Genomic DNA, 18,213 nt, shown 5'->3' with positions numbered 1-18,213 from the left:
CTCTCCGAAAGGCTTTGCCCCCCATGAAGATTCGCTCGTTCTTCCCCCTGTCACGCATCACCGCCGCGGCGCTCGCGCTGTCGCTGGTCGCGGGCTGCAATGACGACGACAAGGATCCGGAGCCGACCCCCAACACCGGTCCCGTCTATGCCGCCATCACCCAGGTGAGCGTCGACGGTGAGTCGCAGAGCTACATCGTCCTGACCGACAAGGTCGACGTCACCACGCCGCTCGCCCTGGAAAACGCCATCGAGGTTCCGGGCCGCGCCCTGGGCTCTGGCATCGCGAAGAATGGCCTGCTGTACGTGAGCAGCAGCGAGGGCGCCGTCGTCACCCGCTACAAGCTCACCGCGGAAGGCAAGCTGGAGAAGGACAAGGACGCGCAGGGCCGTGACGCGGAGGTCAGCTTCCAGGGAAGCGGCGTCAGCTCCATCGGCGAGTACCAGCACCAGTTCCAGTACGTCTCGGAGACGAAGGCGTATTACATCGACGGTCGCTCGGGGAAGGTCATCGTCTGGAACCCCACCGCGATGACGGTCACCAGCGCCATCACCCTGACCGGGCTGACCATCGAGGGTGCGCTGAGCACCTTCGCGACGATGCCGGTGCGCGTCGGCAACAAGATCATCATCCCCATCGGCTGGCGCCCGAGCGCGGGCATCGGCATCACCAAGCAGGCCGGCGTCGTCGTGGTGGACACGGTGGCCGACACGGCGACCATCGTGACGGATGACCGCTGCGGCTACGTGCGTGACGGCGTCGTCGGTCCGGACGGCCTGGTGTACCTGGCCACCGAGGCGTACGGCGCGGCCGTGTACCGCACGGCGGGCCCGGAGACCACGCCGGTGCCCTGCCTGCTGCGCTTCAACGCGACGACGCAGACCTATGACCGCGCGTTCTTCCGCAACCTGGCCGACCTGACCAACGGCAACGCCACGGGCTCCCTGCTGCGCGGCCCCAACGGCACCGCGTACCTGCGCGTCCTGGACGAGACCACCTACACCGTGGTTCCGGGCGTGCACCCCCGCCCCGTGGCCAGCGCCGTCGCGTGGAAGTTCTGGCAGCTCAACCTCAGCACCTTCACCGCGACGGAGGTCACCACCCTCCCCGTCTCCACGGGCAGCACGTTCCTGTATGACGTGACGGACAGCCGCACGCTCTTCACGGAGTTCACCAGCACCTCCACGACGAACTTCCGCGACCTGACCAGCCAGAACGGCGCGGTCGCCTTCAGCACGCAGGGCCTGGTCTTCTCCTTCCTGCAGCTGCGCTAGTCACTTTTTCATCCCATGGCGCCGGGTGCGGAGGTCGCATCCGGCGCCGTGGAGTCCTGCTTCAAGGCAACCCATAGACAACGACGCGGCGATGACGAGCGGTCATCACGACGACGCCTGAGAGAGCGACCATGCACATCGTGGAAATCGTCAAGGATGTCTTCGTGCAGTGGGGTGCCAACTGGGTGCTCTGGCTGCTGTTCGCCCTGTCGCTGGTGAGCATTGGCATCATCATCGAGCGGTGGATTGTGTTCCGCACCAAGCAGGACCTGGTGCGCGAGCTGTCCGGCACGCTGGAGGAGACGCTGGCGAGCGGCGACTTCCCCTCGGCCATCTCCAAGCTGGAGAAGCGCACGTCCGTGGGCGCCACGGTGGCCCGCGCCGGGCTCCGGCTGGCGCCGCAGGGCATGACAGCGGCGGAGAAGGGCATGCAGAGCGCGCTCGCGATTGAGCGCTCCACGCTGGAGAACCGGCTGGCCTTCCTGGGCACGCTGGGCAACAACGCGCCCTTCATCGGGCTGTTCGGCACCGTCATCGGCGTGCTGCTCGCCTTCGAGGCGCTGAGCGAGACGACCGCGGGCGCGGTGGTGGGCAAGACGAGCCAGGTCGCCTCCAACGCGGTGATGGGCAGCATCGCCGAGGCGCTGGTCGCCACTGCCGTGGGCATCGGCGTGGCCCTGCCCGCCGTGGCCGCCTACAACTACTTCCAGCGGCGCATCGCGAGCATCCTCTCGGACGCCGAGGCCCTCACCAACCTGGTGCTGGCCTACGTCTCCGCCCGTGAGCGGGCGGCGGCGCGCTCCTCCACCGGAGGCGCCTGACCATGGCGGGCGGAACGCAGCCCCGAGGCGGCCTGATTGAGGGCATCAACGTCACGCCGCTCGTGGACATCATGCTGGTGCTGCTCATCATCTTCATGGTGACCGCCCGGCTGGTGGACAGCCCCGCCGTGCCCCTGGATCTCCCCAAGGCCTCGCAGAGCGAGGACGTGCAGACGGTGTTCGCCGTCTCCATCACCGCCACGGGCCAGCTCCTGGTGAACGGCGAGGGAATCACCGAGGCCGCGCTGCGAGACAGCGCGCGACATGCCCTGGTGAAGGACCCGGAGCTGCGCGCGGTCATCCAGGCGGATGGCGCCGTGCCGCACCGGCAGGTCATCGCGGTGTTGGATCAGCTCAAGGAAGCCGGGCTCACGAAGGTGGCCTTCGGCACCGTGCGCCCCGCCGAGCCGGCGACGCCCGAGACCCCTGCGACGGAGGACGGGCGTGTCATCCCCTGACCCCACCGCGCGCCCCGACGCGAGCATCGCGAGCATCATCCTGGGCCCGCCGCCCGCGCGGCGGCGACACGGGCTCGTCTGGGCCATGGTGGCCACCGCGTCCCTGCACGGCATCGCCGGCGTCGTCGCCTGGCAGGCCTGGCGCAAGGGTGAATCCCTGGCGCCCAGGGTCACCCAGAAGAAGCAGACGCTTCAAATCGACCACGTGGTGGACCTGAAGCCGCCCCCGCTGCCTGCCGAGCCCCCGCCGCCCGCGCCTCAGCGCGTCGCGAGGGCGGACCCGCCACCGCCGCGCGTGAAGACGCCCAGCCCCGCGCCTCGCGAGTCGTCACGTCCCACGCCCGCCCAGCCCGCGCAGGCCGGCGCCGTCATCGCCGCGAAGGAGCCGGCGGCCCCGCTCGACTTCACGGACTTCGAGATGACCAGCGGCAATGCGCCTCGCTACGCGGGAGGCGTGACGGCGTCCACGGGTCGCTCGGCGACGGCGGTCAACACCGTGCCGAGCGGAGAGACGCAGGGCCAGGGCACCGGAGGCAGCCGGGCCCGCTCCATCCAGCTCGCGGCGCGAAGCTGGAGCTGCCCCTGGCCGAAGGAAGCGGATGCGCTGCGCATCGATGACCAGCTCGTCGTGCTGCGCGTCGCCGTGGACGCCGACGGCGAGGTGACGTCGACGGAGCTGCTGTCAGACCCGGGACATGGCTTCGGCCAGGCGGCCCTGGCCTGTGCACGCAAGGCGCGCTTCGACACCGCGCTGGACCGCGAGGGCCGGCCCTACGCGGCGACCTCGCCACCGATTCGGGTGCGATTCGTCCGCCCCTAGCCTCGCGGCCCCCGCCGCGCGCGACACCTGGAGTCCCCTCGTGAACCCCGCATCTCCGCTTCGACAGGAGAGAGTGCTGACCCTGCTGCTCGCCGGGGTCCAGTTCAGCCACCTCCTGGACTTCATGATCATCATGCCGCTGGGGCCGGAGTTCATCCGGCGCTTCGGCATCACGACGGCGCAGTTCGGGGCAATGGTCTCCTCGTACACCCTGGCCTCCGCGGCCATGGGCGTGCTGGGCCTGTTCTGGTTGGATCGGTTCGACCGCAAGCGCACGCTGCTGGCCATGTACGCGGGCTTCATCCTCTCCACGATGGCCTGCGGCGCGGCCACCGGCTACGTGTCGATGTTGGTCGCACGCTCGCTGGCGGGAGCGTGCGCGGGGCTGATGGGCGCGGTCATCATGGCCATCATCGCGGACGTCGTTCCCCCCGAGCGACGGGGTCGCGCCATCGGCACGGTGATGTCTACCATCGGCCTCTCCGCCGTCGCGGGCGTTCCGCTCGGTCTCGCCCTGGCGAACCTCTTGGGCTGGCGCGCCCCGTTCTGGGCCATCTGCGGGCTGGCGGGCGTGTTGTGGTTGGGGCTCTTGAAGGCCCTGCCCCGCCTGGACCAGCACCTGTCCCGGAGCGCCGAGGAGACCCGCCGCAATCCCCTGTCGACGCTGGCGGCGCCGGGGCTCGCGCTGGGCTGGCTTTTGACCTTCAGCGTGGCGTTCGCCAGCTTCCTGCTCATCCCCTACCTGGGCACGTACATGGTCGGAAACCTCGGCCTGTCGCAGACAGACCTGCCCTGGGTCTACCTGGGCGGCGGCGCGGGAACACTCGTGGCGGCGAAGCTGGTGGGACGCTTCACGGACCGGCTCGGACCAGGCCGCATGCTCGCCTTGCTCCTGGTGGGCACCGTGGGCCCGCACCTGCTGTTCACGCACCTGTCGCCCTCGCCGCTGCCCGTCGTCATGGGGGCCTTCGTGTTGTTCATGGCCCTCACGTCCACGCGAGCCATCCCCACCATCGCGCTGGTGACGGCGCGGGTGCCTCCGTCGCTGCGCGGGCGGTTCCTCGCGGTGAACATGGCCGCGAGCGACGGCGCCTCCGGCCTGTCCGCCTGGGTGAGCGGAATGCTCATCGCGACGTCACCAGAGGGAGCGCTCATCGGCTTCGGCCAGGTGGGGTGGATGGCCGTGGCGGTGACGGCGCTCTCGCTGTGCCTTCTCTGGACGTTACTCGAATCAAGCAAAAGGAAGCCTCATGGACATGCCCGTCAGGAAGCACCCTTCCCTCCCCCGTCCCATCCTGGGTGAGCTGAAGCTGGAGCGCTCGAACCAGCTGCTCGCCGAGGCGCGCAAGACGGTCCCCGGCGTCACCCAGTCGATGATGAAGAAGCCGGAGTTCTTCGCTCCCGGCTCCTTCCCCGTGTTCCTCTCCAAGGGACAGGGCGCGCTGGTGGAGGACGTGGACGGCCAGGAGTACATCGACTTCATCAGCGGCCTCGGCGCCAACATGCTGGGCCACAACCACCCCGCGGTGGTGGACACCATCCGCAAGCACCTGGAGGAAGGTGTCCTCCACTCCCTGCCCACGCCCGTCGAGGTCACCTCCATCCAGGCGCTGCTGGAGCTGGTCCCCGGCGCGGAGCAGGCGCGGTTCTTCAAGACGGGCGCGGATGCGACGTCCGCGGCGGTGCGGCTGTCGCGCTACGTCACCGGCAAGGAGCGCATCATCACGGTCGGCTACAACGGGTGGCACGACCACTTCATGTTCGACACACCGGGCGTGCCGGCCGCGCACGCGGGCCTGACGACGCGCCTGCCCCTCTTCACGCCTCCGGACGAGGCGGTGCTGCTGTCCACCATCGAGAAGCAGGCCAGCCAGCTGGCGGCGGTGATTCTCTCCATCCCCTACAACCGCGTGCTCACGTCCGCGTTCATGCAGCAGGTGCGCGCGACCTGTACGGCGCACGGCGTGCTGCTGGTGATGGACGAGGTCGTCACCGGCTTCCGTCTGGCGATGGGCGGCGCGCAGGAGTTCTTCGGCGTGCAGGCGGACATCGTGTGCATGTCCAAGGGCATCGCCGCGGGCATGCCGCTGTCGGCCATCTCCGGCCCGGCGAAGTACCTGAGCAAGCTGGCCGACCTCCAGGTGTCCACCACCTTCGGCGGTGAGCTGCTGACGCTGGCCGTGACGGAAGCCGTCCTGAAGTTCTACAAGAACGGCAACCACATCCAGCACGTGGCGAAGCTGGGCCGCAAGCTGCGCGAGGGCATCAATGCCCACGCGGAGGCCGTGGGCTCCCCGCTGCGCGTGCTCGGCTACGACGCGATTCCCTTCTTCCGCTACTCCACCGACATGGTCGAGCACGCGAAGTTGATGACGCCCTTCCAGGGCGGCATGGCGCGCCGGGGCATCCTGCTGCGTCGTGACGTGAACTTCCCCGGGGCCGCGCACACCGAGGAGCAGATCGACTACACGGTGGAGATGGCGGGCGAAGTGCTCCGCTCGCTCGCGAAGCCCGCGTAGCCTTCGTCGAAAGTCCCGGGGAGGTCGAGGTGTTTTCGGCCTCCCCGGGCGACGACTCAGTTCTGCGAGTCGTGGTGGTGGTCCGACAGGCCGCGCTTCCAGTAGCCGGTGACGCGCACCCAGCTCTTCTTCGTGCCCCGCTCGTTGAGCAGGTGGTCGCGGATGGGGCGCATGGAGAGCGACTCTCCCGACACCCAGGCGAAGTAGTCGCCGGGCGGGAAGTCGAGCCCGCGAATCGCCTGGTTCAAGAGGTCTGTTGTCCCGGCCTCCGCGCCATTGCGGTGAAGCCACGTCAGCGTCACGTTCGCCTTCGTGTCGAACTTCTGCTCCTCGCTGGCGTCCGACACCTCGATGAAGACGATGGCGCGAGCCCCCGCGGGCAGCTCTTCCAGCCTGCGGCCGATGGCGGGGATGGCCGTCTCGTCACCCGCGAGCAGGTACCAGTCGAAGTCGTTGGACACGAACAGCGAGCCCTTGGGCCCGCCCACGCCGAGGAGGTCGCCCGGCTTCGCCTTCGACGCCCAGGACGACGCGGGACCCGAGCCGTGGAGGACGAAGTCGATGTCCAGCTCGCCCGCCACCGCGTCATGCCGCCGGGGCGTGTAGTCGCGCGAGTCCGGCTTCTTCTCACCCGGCTGCAGCACCGGGCCGTTCGGCCCCATGGTGGGGATGACCGGCTTGAGCTTCCCCTCCTCGGGGAACAGCAGCTTCACGTGGTCGTCCGCACCCTCGCTGTTGAAGCCCTGGATGTCCTCGCCCCCGAAGGTGATGCGCACCACATGCGGGGTGATGGGAGTCACCCGCAGCACCTCCAGCAGTCGGAACTTCACGGGGAAGGGCCCCCGACGGAACACTTTCTCGCTCACGCTCGTCGTCACGCCGCGCTCCTCTTCTCTTCACGCTGCCTCGAGGCCCGCCCCGAAGGACGGTCCGACAGCCAGGACTACGATATTGACTCGCAATTTCGTTATCACAAGAGGCCGGGTTCGTCTCCAGGCTTGAGGGCCTGACGGGTGGGAAGTCGGAGCCCTGGCCGGGCGCCGCCTGGGCGCACGTCGGGCGAGCAGGCCTGTGCGTCTTCCCCAGGACAGCTCCCGGGCCCTTTGTCCCTGGCGGGGGTGACGAGCGCCCGCTGTGGGCCGCGTTCGCAGGTCCTACCCTCTGCATGGAACGAGGGATGCGGTGCCGCGCCGCGAGAACGTCTCCCCGGGGGTTCGCATGGAGCGCATTCTTGATCGCGCCGCGCCGAAGCCACCCGCGCGCGGTGTCTGGCATGGGAGTCGGACTTCCTCCCGGTGGCTCCACTACACGCTCCCCGGCGCGTGGGTCGCGCTCGTGTTCGCGTGTCTGTCCTTCACGCCGTCGTTGCTGCCGCGCAGCGGTCCCTTTCAAGGACTGGTCAGTGGCATGAGCGCGGTCATCGGCTACGGGCTGGGCGTCCTGGGCGCCTGGCTCTGGCGCGAGTTCGCCAACCGACCTCCGAGGGCTCCGAGTCCACGCGCCTGGCTCGGCTTCTTCATGGTGGGGGGCGTGGCCCTGGTCGCCGCGCTGGCGTTGGGCTGGCATTGGCAGGCGAGCATTCGCGAGCGGATGGGAATGCCCCACCCTGGCCGCGCCGGCTACCTGTTCGCGCCCGTGGTCGCGGCGGTCATCTTCTTCCTGCTCGTCGCGGCGGGGCGCGGGCTGCGCGCGGTGTATCGCCGACTGGACTCGCGGCTCGCGCGGCACATCGGCCCGCGTGCGGCCCGGGCGACGAGCGGCGTCGTGGTGGCGGCGCTCACCTTCCTGCTCGCCAGCGGCGTGCTGTGGGACGGGCTCATCTCCCTGGCGGACCGCACCCTCGCCGTGAAGGACACGACGACCGCGGAGGGCGTGTATCCGCCGAGCAGCGTGCTGCGCTCCGGGGGCCCTGGTTCGAGAGTGGGTTGGGACACGCTGGGCCGCGAGGGACGCAACTTCGTGGGCCGGGGTCCCTCGGTCGAGGAGATCTCCACGTTCAACGGCGCCGCCGCGAAGGAGCCCATCCGCGTCTATGCCGGTTACGCCTCCGCGCCGGACGCGGAGGGCCGCGCGAAGCTGGCCGTCCAGGACCTGGAGCGAGCCGGTGGCTTCGAGCGCGAGTACCTGCTCGTCGTCACCACCACGGGCAGCGGCTGGGTGGTGCCGGAGTCCGTGGACGCCTTCGAGTACGTCACAGGCGGCGACTCGGCGATCATCTCCATGCAGTACTCACATCTGTGGTCCTGGCTCTCCGTGCTGGTGGACCAGCAGCGCGCGCGGGAAGCGGGACGCGCCCTCTTCGATGAGGTCTACGAGCGCTGGTCGCGACTTCCCGAAGGCCGTCGTCCGAAGCTGCTCGTGTTCGGAGAGAGCCTGGGCTCCTACGGCGGAGAGACGGCGTTCAGTGGAGAGCGGGACCTGGCCAACCGCACGAGCGGCGCGCTCTTCGTCGGGCCGCCACACTTCAACACGCTGTATCGCGAGTTCACCGACCAGCGCGATGCTGGCAGCCCCGAGGTGGAGCCCACCTATCGCAATGGCCGCATCGTGCGTTTCAGCAGGCGGCCGGGCGTGGAGATTCCTCCGGCGTCCGCACCCTGGGGGAACTCCCGGGTGCTCTACCTGCTCCACCCGTCGGACCCCATCACCTGGTGGAGTCCGCAGCTGCTCTTGAGCCGTCCCGACTGGCTGAGGGAGCCCCGGGGCGATGACGTCGTGGACGCGATGGTGTGGCTCCCCTTCGTGACGTTCTGGCAGGTGACAGCCGACCTGCCGCTGGGGATGGCGGTCCCTCCCGGCTATGGCCATGTCTACACGGGCGAGCACGTGGACGGCTGGCTCGCGCTGCTGCGGCCGGAAGGCTGGACCCAGGAGAAGACCGCGCGACTGAGGGAGCGCCTGCGGCCCGAGCCGTGACGAGTGTCGCGCGTCGGATGAAGGCAGTGAATCGGAGTCGGGCCCTGACGCGCACGCGAGCGTCCCGCGCTGCCCCCTTGGGCGATTGCGCGCCCCGTCACGCATGACGAGTGTTTGACGGAACCCGAGAGGGCGGCACGCGCCTGCTCGCTGTCCTGGCCGTGAACTCCGCGCCTCCCGTCTCCTGGCATCGCTCCAGGAGCGCCTCACTGCTTCACCCGAGTGTGTATGAGCCCTCTTCTCTTCCTCCTCACGGTCCTTGCCCAGACTCCCACGCCGCCGCCCGACACGGTGTCGGAGGACGGCCCGGTGCGCCCATGCACCGAGGATGAGGAAGAGGACGTCGGGCCCTGGACAGGGTCCTTCGGCGTCGGCTTCTCGTTCTTCACCGGCAACAGTCGCTCGTACACGCTGACAGGCAATTCCCTGGCGGAATACGAGTCACCCAAGTGGGCACTCACCCTGGAGGCGGATGGCGCCTACGGGAGAGCGGCGGCGTCCGAGGACGAAGAGGAGCTCATCGCGGAGGCGCTCGGAGCATGGGTGCGTGGAGAGTACCGGGCCACGCCCCTGCTCAGCGCGTACACGTATCTGGGGGCGGAGACCGACCACCTGTCGAGCCTCGAGCTGCGCGCGGAAGCCGAGCTGGGCGTCGGCTTCACGTTGATTGAGCAGAAGAAGCGCAAGACGGACGAGCTGTTCCTGCGGGCCTACCTGGGTGCTCACTACGCCCATGACCGCAGGTTCCAGTACGTCCCCACGCGGAAGGATCTCCCCAGCGTCGACCTGTGGTCTCCCTCGGTCGCGGTGATGTTCCGCTACGACATCAACGAGCGGGTGGAGTTCCGGGAGTACGCCATGCTGCTTCCGGATGTCTTCGGCGACACGCGCGTGCTGCTGACCTCCACCACGAAGCTCTCCGTGAACCTGACGGGGCGACTGGCGCTCACCACGTTCTTCGACGTACGGCATGACAGCTCACCGGCGGAGGGAAAGGCCTCCACGGACACCGCGCTCACGGTGGGAGCTGAGCTGACGCTCTGAGGCAGGGGGCTCGCGCGTCGTCGCGGGATTGAGCGGCAAGCGTGTCCCCGGATGGAAAGGATCGGGACGACCATGAAGGCAGCTCACTTCAACGATTCGATGCCGGAACGGCAGACCGGGACACCGCCCAAGAAGAAGGGACTGGAGCGGATTCTCGACACCGTCGAGCGGGTGGGAAACAAGGTCCCCCATCCGGCGGTGATCTTCGTCGCGCTGATTGGCATCGTCATCCTGCTCTCCCATGTCTTCTACATGATGGGAGCCAGCGTCACGTACCAGACCATCAATCCGGAGACCCACGTCCCGGAGGAGACGACCGCCGCGGCGAAGAGCCTGCTGACGGGTGAAGGCCTTCGCTTCATGTTCGAAGGCGTCGTCCAGAACTTCATGAACTTCAACGCGGTGGGCGTCATCATCGTCGCGATGCTGGGCGTGGGTGTCGCGGACGCGGCGGGCCTGGTGGGAGCGCTGATTCGCAAGCTGGTGGTGGTCGCTCCCCGCAAGGCGCTGACGTACATCCTCGTGTTCGTCGGCATCCTGTCGAGCATCGCCGCGGATGCCGGGTATCTCGTCTTGATTCCGCTGGCGGCGGCGGCCTTCCTCACCGTGGGGCGGCATCCTTTGGCGGGCCTGGCGGCGTCGTTCGCCGGCGTGGCCGCGGTCTTCACCGTCAACATCCTGATCAAGCCGTTGGACGGCATCCTGACGGAGATCACCAACGATGCCATCCACATCCTGAATCCCGAGCGCTCCATCGACCTGACGGCGAACTTCTGGTTCTCCGTCGCGTCGGTCATCATGTTGACCTTCATCGTCTCGCTCATCACCGACAAGGTCATCTCGCCCCGACTGGGTGAGTACAAGGGCGAGAAGCCGGACACGGCGGGTGCGACGATGAGCGCGGACGAGTCGCGTGGACTCAAGTTCGCGGGGTTGGGGGTGCTGGCGGTCCTCGTGTTCTTCGGTCTGCTGACGCTGCCGCCGGGGGCGCCGCTGCGCAATCCGGAGACGGGAGCCATCGTCGGCGACTCGCCGTTCATGAACGGCCTGATTGTCGCAATCACCGTGTTGTTCCTCGTGGCGGGCGCGGCCTACGGCATCGGCGCGAAGACCATCCGGAGCAGCGTCGACGTCATCAAGGCGATGGAGAAGGCGGTGTCGGGGCTGGGCGCGCTGATCTTCCTGCTCTTCATCATCAGCCAGTTCATCGCCCTGTTCACGTACACCAACATGGCGACGCTCGCGGCCGTGAAGATGGGCGACATCCTGGAGGACGCGGGGCTCGGGGCGCTGCCGTTGCTCGTCGGGTTCGTCGGCGTCGTCGCGGTGCTGGACCTCATCATGACGGGCGCCATTCCGAAGTGGGCCATCTTCGCGCCCGTCTTCGTGCCGCTGCTGATGCGGCTGAATGTCGACCCGGAGGCCGTGCTGGCCGCGTACCGCGTGGGTGACGGTCCGTTCAACGCCATCTCGCCGCTGAACGCCTACTTCGCGTTGATCGTCACGTTCGCGCAGAAGTACCAGAAGGAAGCAGGCGTGGGCACCATCGTGGCGCTGATGTTGCCGTACGTCGTGGTCGTCTTCATCGCGTGGATCCTCCTCCTGGTGGCGTGGCAGGTGCTGGGGCTCCCGTGGGGACTCGGGTAGGCCCAAGAGGACACCTGAACCGAGGCCGTGCCAGGGCCGAGTGCCCTGGCACGGCTCGAGGGTGAGCAGGTGGGGCACGGCAGGAGCCGAAGGACTCGCTCGTCGACCACGAGGTGAAGCTGATACCTTACGTCCATGAATCCGGATGCAGGTGTCGAGAGGACTGGCCTTCATTGGACCCTGCAACCCGCGAAGAGCGCCGCGCTCGCTGTGACCTTCGCGGCGGCATCAGCGCTACTGGCCCCCTGGGTCACTCCGATGCCGGCCCTCCCGCCCGCTGTGGGCGCCCTCTGCGGCGTCATCGTCGGCACGCTTCAGGCGCGCAGCATGAGGGCGGCTCCCGATGCAATCCGCGCTGCGAAAACCGCGATTGAGGTTCGTCGCGCGATGGTGGCGACCGTCGCCGGGAAGTGGGCCATCCGAGCGCACTGGGTGACCACCGTCGTGCTCTTGACCCTCGCCATGGTGATGATGGGCATCGGAACGTTCGTGGCGTTTGTGGTGGGCAGCCTGGCATACATGGCTGTCCGCGACCTCACGACCCTGCCCGAGCTCCTTCGTCTGTCGAGTGCCCCCTCCTCTCCCGCTGGGGAACCGCGTTAGGACGACAGGTGGCGACCTGCTGAGCCGGGCTCGGCTCAGTGCGGCCCCCATTCGCCCGCGCTGGCTCCGGGGTCGCTTGACGAGCGGTTCTCGAATGCAGCGCGAATGCGCCTGGATTCCGTGAGCCGTCGATGGAGGCGTTCACGCTCGGGGGTCTCCTGTGCGGTGGCCTTCGCGAGCACGCGAGCCACGAGCGCATGCGCCGCTGCCCGGTCTTCCGCATCCCAGGCGGTCAGCCCCACGGCGAGCGCGATCTGGAGCACCTCTTCGAGGACCTCGGGACTGCCCATTCCATGGTGCAGCGGACCATCCACCGCCATGAAGAGATAGTCGCGCAGACGCATCCCCGCGACTGACGCACGCACCTGCCCGTCGGGGTCGACCACGTTCCAATCCCCCAGCGGCAGGTGACCCAGCCGGCGCATCACCGAGCGGACCTGCTGCAGCGCCTGTCGCGCCGTATAGGCGTCGTTCGCGGACGTCGAGAGCGCCCGGTTGGCGACGTCGACGAGGATGCGAATCCCGAGCGCGGGGTCGCAATCAGGCTCGCGCGCCGCGGTGAGGAGCAGGGCCGAGGCGAGGCTGTGCATCGCGCGAGGGTCCATGGACCCAGGAACTTCCCCCACCACCCAGCCGACGACTTCCCCCGTGTCGACATAGTCGCCGACGAAAACGTCGATGCGCACCCGCACGCGCCAATGCCGGGCGGTTCGAGTGAGGCGACGGAGGTCGACCTCGGTGAGGTAGCCAGAGGAAGGCGCTGTGAGCGCGGAGGACTCGGGCGGCAGCAGCAGGGTCGCTGCCGGGTCCAATGGGAGTCGGCTCAGTCGTGCCCGGATGCGACGCTCTGCCGCCGAGACGACCAACTCCTGGACGAGTCCGAGCACGCGCTCCACGCGCATGTAACGGAACGTGCGAATCATGCAGACGACCAGGGACACGAGCGCGCAGAGGACCAGGATGAAGGCCCCCGAGAGCACGGGACGTGGACGGACTCCCGCGTCCGTGATCAAGCCCAGCTCCCGTCCGGCCACGAGGATGTACCCACTGGAGACGCAGAACAGCGGGATGGCGCGGCGCAGCGGCGCGCTCTTCAGGTAGAGCGGGACGAGCCGGGGTGAGTATTGATTCGCCGCGGACTGGATGACCGGTGCATTCAGGGACAGGACCACCGTGAGGACGGTGATCTGCAGTCCAAACAGCGCCGTGAGCGCGGAGCGTGTCTCGGAGGGGTCCCCCCGCCAGGCCAGCCCGAAGAAGGCCGACGCGTAGTCCGTCTGAACCCGCGCCAGCTCCAAGCCAAGCAGGCCGCCGATGCCGAGACAGGCGAGCAGCACCAGCCAGTAGGGGTCACGGATGAGCCTGCGGAGACGGCGGGCGACCATTCGAACTCCCTCTCGGCCAGAAGGAGAATGTGGCCCCGGCGGGCGTGGCACGCAGCAGACACACGGACAGGCAGCAGCCCGTGGACTCGGTGCACGGTCGCGCCCTACCCGGCGTCGTTCACTTCGACGAGCGCCGCCAGGAACAACGAGTAGGTCAGCTCCGCCACGGGACGCTTCTCGCGGCGCGCCTGCGTACGCAGCGCCTTGGGCAGCGAGCATGGCTTGCCGCGCTCTCCATCGCGGAGCTGCACATAGCCCCGCTCCGAGTACCCAAGCACCTGCCATCCCCGCTGACAGAGAGCCTGTGCCAGGTCGTCCGTGAGCTGGTGGTGGATGGCCTTCGCCAGCGGATGCTGGCCGAAGATCTCATGCGACCACCGCCCCTCGTCTTCACGCCAGCCGCGCGCCCGCAGGTAGTTGGCCTTCCGCGCGAGGGAGAGCCCTCCGACATGGCGTTCAAGCTTCATGGTGTCACGAAGGCTTTACATGCACACTGCGACAGAGTGCAATTGCGTGAATTTCTTGGCGTGGAGCCTTCGTGATGTCAGGCGCAGATGGGCGGCAGGGCAAGATGTTCTCCGAGGAAACCCACGTGCTGCACGGCGAGCTGTCCGCCGCGGCGGTGGCCTTCCTGAAGTTCGCGGAGCGGACTCCCGAGGCATTCGCGAAGCACCGCTTCGGCAAGTTCGAGGAGTCGCCGCTCATGTATTACGAGCTGCACCGCTGGCCCATCCTCATCGACGCGCGCCGGAACCAGTTGCTGGAGGACGTCTCGGTGAAGCTCAGCCGGCTCGTCAAGCGCGGGCCCCGGCTGCTGCTCGGCGGTGACCCGGCACGTGTCGCCGAGTACTTCGGGCTCCCGCCCGAGCGCGCACGCGTGGCGGTGGAGGCCCTGGCCCTCACGGACGACGCGCGCGGCGTGCTCAGCCGGGGCGACTTCATCGACTCCGCGGACGGTCTCAAGTGCCTTGAGATCAACATGATGGCGGGCCTGGGTGGCTGGGAGACGGCGCTCAAGGCCCAGGTGGTGATGGACCAGCCCGTGCTCCAGCGCTTCACCCAGGAGCAGGGCCTGCGCGTCCAGCTCCAGGACACCCTCAAGGCCTTCCTCTCCCACGTCATCGACGACGTGCGCCGGACCGTTGCATGGGAGGGCGAATGCAACCTGGCCGTGCTCTTCCCGGACAACGAGCTGCCGGACCCGGTGGGTGTCGAGATGGCGACCCTGCTGCTCAACACCACCTTCACGGAGCTGCTCGAAGCGGAGGGTGCGAAGGGCGAGGTGCTCATCGGCACCTACGGCGAGGTCCACGACGAGGAGGGACACCGCTTCACGATGCGCGGCCGACGCGTGCATGCGGTGCAGGAGCATGACGCGAGGGACAGGCTGGAGGTGGTGGGAGCGGCGTTCGATGCCCGCGTCGGCGCCGCGCTCGCCGCCCGCACCCTCTGCCTCTACAACGGCCCCGCGCAGGAGATCCTCGACGACAAGCTCAACATCTCGCTGCTGTCGGAGAACGAGGACTCCCCTGCCCTCTCCGCCGAGGAGCGCGAGCTCATCCGCCAGCACATCCCCTGGACGCGGCGGCTCCAGCGCACCCACACCTGGCGGGCCGGTGAGCGCGTGTGGTTGCCCGACCAGGTCGTCGCCTCGAAGCGCGATGGGCTGGTGCTGAAGGCGGGCCGCGCCTACGGCGGGAAGTCGGTGCTCATCGGCCGGTCGATGACCGCCGAGGCGTGGGACGCGGCCATCCAGGAGGCGATGGAGAGCGGCGGGTGGATCATCCAGGAGCGCGTCGAACCCCGCCCCTACCACTTCATGCGGGACGACGGCTCCGTGGGCCCGCACATCCTCATCTGGGGCTCGTTCGTCTTCGGCGAGCGCTACGGCGGGACGATGGTCCGGATGAATCCCATGGGTCGGGGCAAGGATGTGGTCAACGCGACTCAGGGCGCGTTGATGTGCGCGCTCGTCGTCGTCGAGTAGCCCGCCCGTCCGGGGCCTCCGTCACGCCGAGGTCGGCGCCGGCTGAGGCCCCACGCTCGAAGGCGGCTCGCGCAGGACATCCGGCAGCTCCAGCTCCACGTTCCTCACGCGGGGGGAGAGCCAGGCCACCAGCACGTTCACCGCGCACAACACGCCCAGCACCAGGTAGAGCAGCGCGATGCCTCGGCCCGGGCCCACGCCGAGCATGGGCCCGAAGCGCCCCGCCAGCGCGCCGCCCGGGGCCATCCAGGGCTCGAAGAATCGGTCCGCCAGCGGTCCCGAGAGCAAGGCCGCCACCGGCGGCGTGGACAGGGCGATCATCCGCCTCACGGCGAAGACCCGGCCCTGCAACTCCGACGGCACCTTGCTCTGCCAGATGGACTGAGAGCACCCCATGACCCCTGGGGTGGTGAACATGAAGACGAAGGCGGCGCCCGCCACCAGTCGCGCATCCGCCGGCAGCGCCGCCGCGAACAGGGCCAGGCCCGCGAGCAGCTCGAAGCCAAGCACGCCGAGGATGCGCCGCCGGGGCCCACCCCACACGCTCATCAACAAGGCCCCCGTGAGCACCCCCATGCCCGAGCAGGAGGCAATCCACCCGAGGGTCGACGCGTCCGCGAAGCTCAGGACCATGGGAGTGATGAGCACCGTCACCAGGCTCACGAACAGGTTGGCCACGGCGATACACGTCAACAGCCCCAGCAGGCCGGGCCGCGCCTGGATGAAACCCCACCCGACCGCCATCTGCTCCAGCAGGGAGCCTCTCGCCGCGCGCGCGGTGGCGCTTTGCTCGGGCTGGGGGAATCCCACACACAGCAGCACCAGCGCGGAGAGGAAGAAGGACCCCAGGTTGATGAGCAGCACCCCCTGGAGGCCGATTCGCACCACCAGGAGTCCCGCCAGCGCGGGCCCGCCCAACTGGCCGATTCCCAGCGCCAGCTCAATCAGGCCATTGGCCCGCCCCAGGTGCTGCTTCGGAACCATCAGCGCCGTGGAGGCCGAGTAGGCCAGCGCCCGGAACGTGCCCGCGGCCGCGCACACCGCGATGGGCAGGTACAGGTGCCAGCTGCGCAGGCTCCAGAGCCCTGCCCCGTCCGCCACCAGCAGGAGCCACATCAGCAGCATGGTGAGCCCCGCCCCCACGTCCGCCAGCACCATGATGCGGCGGCGGTCCCACCGGTCCACGAGCGCCCCGGCGACGGGGGCAATCAGCACCATCGGCAGGAACGAGAAGAACGAGGCGAGCGAGTACTCGGTGATGGAGTCACTGCTCCGATACACGTGGACCATCACCGAGAAGCCCGCCAGCGCCGAGCCCAGCGAGGAGACCAGCTGCGCGAACCAGGTGAGCCCGAAGACGGCGGGCGGGTGCGTGATGACGCGTCGGAACATGTGGGAGGTGCTGATAACAGGTCGCGGCCGGGAAGAAGGAGGAGTCCGCGCAACCACAGCACTCCTGCCTGTCACATTTTCTCGGAGTTCAAACAAAATCAGCCAAGCCTCATTTCTCACGGCTGACGGTGCTATTATAGTAACGACCCCCAACGAAACGCGGTCAACTCGACGCCCCGGCCCGTGTCGTCCACGGCCGAGGGTGTCACTTGCCCCGGGAGAAGCGCTCGCCGTGAAGCTCAGTGTCCTTGACCATTCCATCGTCGCCCGAGGCAGCACGACACGTGAGGCATTCCAGAACACGGTGGAGCTGGCCCGTGCGGCGGAGCAGCTCGGCTATCACCGTTTCTGGGTCGCGGAGCACCACGGCTCCGGACACTTCGCCGGTGTCGCCCCCGAAATCATGGTGGCGCATGTCGCGGCGGCGACGTCGCGCATCCGTGTAGGCACGGGCGGTGTGCTGCTGACGAACTACAGCCCCTTCAAGGTCGCCGAGGTCTTCCGGCTGTTGGAAGCGCTCCACCCGGGACGCATCGACCTGGGCATCGGGCGGACGTCTGGCAGCGCGGACCTGGTGGCCAAGGCGCTGGCGTACGGCGTCCCCGCGAGCAACGAGAGCTTCCCGACGAAGCTCGAGGACCTCATCGCCTTCATCTCGGGGAGCACGCCCGCGACGGCGGAGTTCCAGGGGCTGGGGTTGCGGACGATGGCGCCGGGGATGCCGCAGCTGTGGGCGCTGGGCTCGGGTGAGCAGAGCTCCGTGCTCGCCGCGCGGCTGGGAATCTCCTTCTGCTTCGCCCACTTCTTCAATCCGATTCACGGCGGTCCGGTGACGCGCGGCTACCGCGCGCGGTTCCAGCCCTCTCACGTGCAATCGGCGCCTCGTTCCTCCGTCAGTGTGTATGTCATCTGTGCACCGACGGAGCAGGAAGCTCGGCGGATAGCCCGCAGCAGCGACCTGCTGACCATCAACACCCGCCGGGGCCGCAACGAAGAGCCCATTCCCTCCATCGAGGAGGCGGAGGCCTACGCCTATACGCCCGAGGACCAGGCCACGCTCGAGTTCGACCGCAAGCGCGTCGTCTGCGGAGCTCCGGCCCAGGTGAAGGAGCAGCTGCTGGGCATGGCCGAGGAGTTCCAGGCGGACGAGCTGCTCATCACGACCATCGTCCACGACCACCGCGCCCGGCTGCGGTCCTACGAATTGCTCGCCGACGCGTTCTCGCTCACGAACACGCGCGACGAAGCCCTACCCACCGCCCGCACCGCGAGCTGATTCGCGGCCTCGGGTGACTCGCGGCGGCCGGGGGACCGCCGCGGGCGACGGCTCCAGCACATTCGTCACGG

General features: G+C 68.6%; 16 protein-coding genes. 12 read left to right on the top strand and 4 right to left on the bottom strand.

Annotation, left to right across the window (positions count from 1 at the left end; all coding sequences use genetic code 11):
- Positions 1–23 precede the first annotated feature (23 nt).
- The 6 genes from HUA74_RS17630 (at position 24) to mxcL (ending at position 5,892) form a co-directional block, all read left to right on the top strand.
- On the top strand, positions 24–1,274 hold the full coding sequence (locus tag HUA74_RS17630) for a hypothetical protein (protein WP_174455418.1): 1,251 nt from the start codon (positions 24–26) through the stop codon (positions 1,272–1,274).
- A 131-nt stretch (positions 1,275–1,405) separates the two neighbouring features.
- Positions 1,406–2,095 (top strand): MotA/TolQ/ExbB proton channel family protein, encoded by a 690-nt coding sequence (locus HUA74_RS17625; RefSeq protein WP_141646970.1) that lies wholly within the window; start codon positions 1,406–1,408, stop codon positions 2,093–2,095.
- Positions 2,096–2,097: 2 nt separating this feature from the next.
- Complete coding sequence (locus tag HUA74_RS17620; protein ID WP_141646971.1) at positions 2,098–2,553, top strand: biopolymer transporter ExbD; 456 nt, start codon at positions 2,098–2,100, stop codon at positions 2,551–2,553.
- Positions 2,540–3,373: a TonB family protein gene (locus tag HUA74_RS17615; protein WP_174455417.1), complete on the top strand. Its 834-nt coding sequence runs from the start codon at positions 2,540–2,542 to the stop codon at positions 3,371–3,373. The genes HUA74_RS17620 and HUA74_RS17615 overlap by 14 nt, the downstream gene beginning before the upstream one ends.
- Before the next feature lie 40 nt (positions 3,374–3,413).
- Positions 3,414–4,676, top strand: coding sequence for a myxochelin export MFS transporter MxcK (mxcK, locus tag HUA74_RS17610; RefSeq protein WP_174455416.1), 1,263 nt, complete (start codon positions 3,414–3,416; stop codon positions 4,674–4,676).
- Positions 4,624–5,892, top strand: a complete 1,269-nt coding sequence (gene mxcL / locus HUA74_RS17605; RefSeq protein ID WP_141640657.1) for a myxochelin B biosynthesis transaminase MxcL — start codon at positions 4,624–4,626, stop codon at positions 5,890–5,892. Before mxcK ends, mxcL begins: the two co-directional genes overlap by 53 nt.
- Before the next feature lie 56 nt (positions 5,893–5,948).
- Here the strand turns inward: mxcL and HUA74_RS17600 are convergent, their stop codons facing one another.
- Positions 5,949–6,770 (bottom strand): siderophore-interacting protein, encoded by an 822-nt coding sequence (locus tag HUA74_RS17600; RefSeq protein ID WP_141640656.1) that lies wholly within the window; start codon positions 6,768–6,770, stop codon positions 5,949–5,951.
- 340 nt (positions 6,771–7,110) lie between these two features.
- Here HUA74_RS17600 and HUA74_RS17595 point away from each other — a divergent pair, with 340 nt between their 5' ends.
- The 4 genes from HUA74_RS17595 to HUA74_RS17580 all read left to right on the top strand — a co-directional run bounded on the left by HUA74_RS17595 (position 7,111) and on the right by HUA74_RS17580 (position 12,102).
- Positions 7,111–8,808 (top strand): alpha/beta-hydrolase family protein, encoded by a 1,698-nt coding sequence (locus tag HUA74_RS17595; RefSeq protein WP_174455415.1) that lies wholly within the window; start codon positions 7,111–7,113, stop codon positions 8,806–8,808.
- A gap of 228 nt (positions 8,809–9,036) precedes the next feature.
- Positions 9,037–9,852, top strand: coding sequence for a YdiY family protein (locus HUA74_RS17590; protein WP_174455414.1), 816 nt, complete (start codon positions 9,037–9,039; stop codon positions 9,850–9,852).
- 72 nt (positions 9,853–9,924) lie between these two features.
- Positions 9,925–11,499 carry an AbgT family transporter gene (locus tag HUA74_RS17585; RefSeq protein ID WP_217440075.1) on the top strand — a complete coding sequence of 525 codons (1,575 nt, stop codon included), beginning with the start codon at positions 9,925–9,927 and terminating at the stop codon, positions 11,497–11,499.
- Between the two features lie 135 nt (positions 11,500–11,634).
- Complete coding sequence (locus HUA74_RS17580) at positions 11,635–12,102, top strand: hypothetical protein (RefSeq protein ID WP_174455413.1); 468 nt, start codon at positions 11,635–11,637, stop codon at positions 12,100–12,102.
- Positions 12,103–12,137: 35 nt separating this feature from the next.
- Here the strand turns inward: HUA74_RS17580 and HUA74_RS17575 are convergent, their stop codons facing one another.
- Together HUA74_RS17575 and HUA74_RS17570 are read right to left on the bottom strand one after the other, a co-directional pair.
- The gene (locus HUA74_RS17575; protein ID WP_174455412.1) at positions 12,138–13,487 is read right to left on the bottom strand and encodes a DUF2254 family protein; all 1,350 of its coding nucleotides are present in this window, start codon (positions 13,485–13,487) and stop codon (positions 12,138–12,140) included.
- A 104-nt stretch (positions 13,488–13,591) separates the two neighbouring features.
- Positions 13,592–13,954, bottom strand: a complete 363-nt coding sequence (locus HUA74_RS17570) for a hypothetical protein (protein WP_141640651.1) — start codon at positions 13,952–13,954, stop codon at positions 13,592–13,594.
- A gap of 74 nt (positions 13,955–14,028) precedes the next feature.
- Between HUA74_RS17570 and HUA74_RS17565 the strand changes: the two genes are divergently transcribed.
- Positions 14,029–15,474, top strand: a complete 1,446-nt coding sequence (locus HUA74_RS17565) for a hypothetical protein (protein WP_254625105.1) — start codon at positions 14,029–14,031, stop codon at positions 15,472–15,474.
- Between the two features lie 21 nt (positions 15,475–15,495).
- Here HUA74_RS17565 and HUA74_RS17560 read toward each other — a convergent pair whose 3' ends face one another.
- Positions 15,496–16,866 carry an MFS transporter gene (locus HUA74_RS17560; protein ID WP_174455411.1) on the bottom strand — a complete coding sequence of 457 codons (1,371 nt, stop codon included), beginning with the start codon at positions 16,864–16,866 and terminating at the stop codon, positions 15,496–15,498.
- A gap of 232 nt (positions 16,867–17,098) precedes the next feature.
- Between HUA74_RS17560 and HUA74_RS17555 the strand changes: the two genes are divergently transcribed.
- Positions 17,099–18,142 carry an LLM class flavin-dependent oxidoreductase gene (locus HUA74_RS17555; protein ID WP_141640648.1) on the top strand — a complete coding sequence of 348 codons (1,044 nt, stop codon included), beginning with the start codon at positions 17,099–17,101 and terminating at the stop codon, positions 18,140–18,142.
- Positions 18,143–18,213 lie beyond the last annotated feature (71 nt).

Origin of the sequence: Myxococcus sp. CA051A (assembly GCF_013336705.1) — a bacterium.
Taxonomy (GTDB): domain Bacteria; phylum Myxococcota; class Myxococcia; order Myxococcales; family Myxococcaceae; genus Myxococcus; species Myxococcus llanfairpwllgwyngyllgogerychwyrndrobwllllantysiliogogogochensis.
Note: the sequence above shows the minus strand (reverse complement) of the source record. Positions and strands in the feature narration are given on the sequence as shown.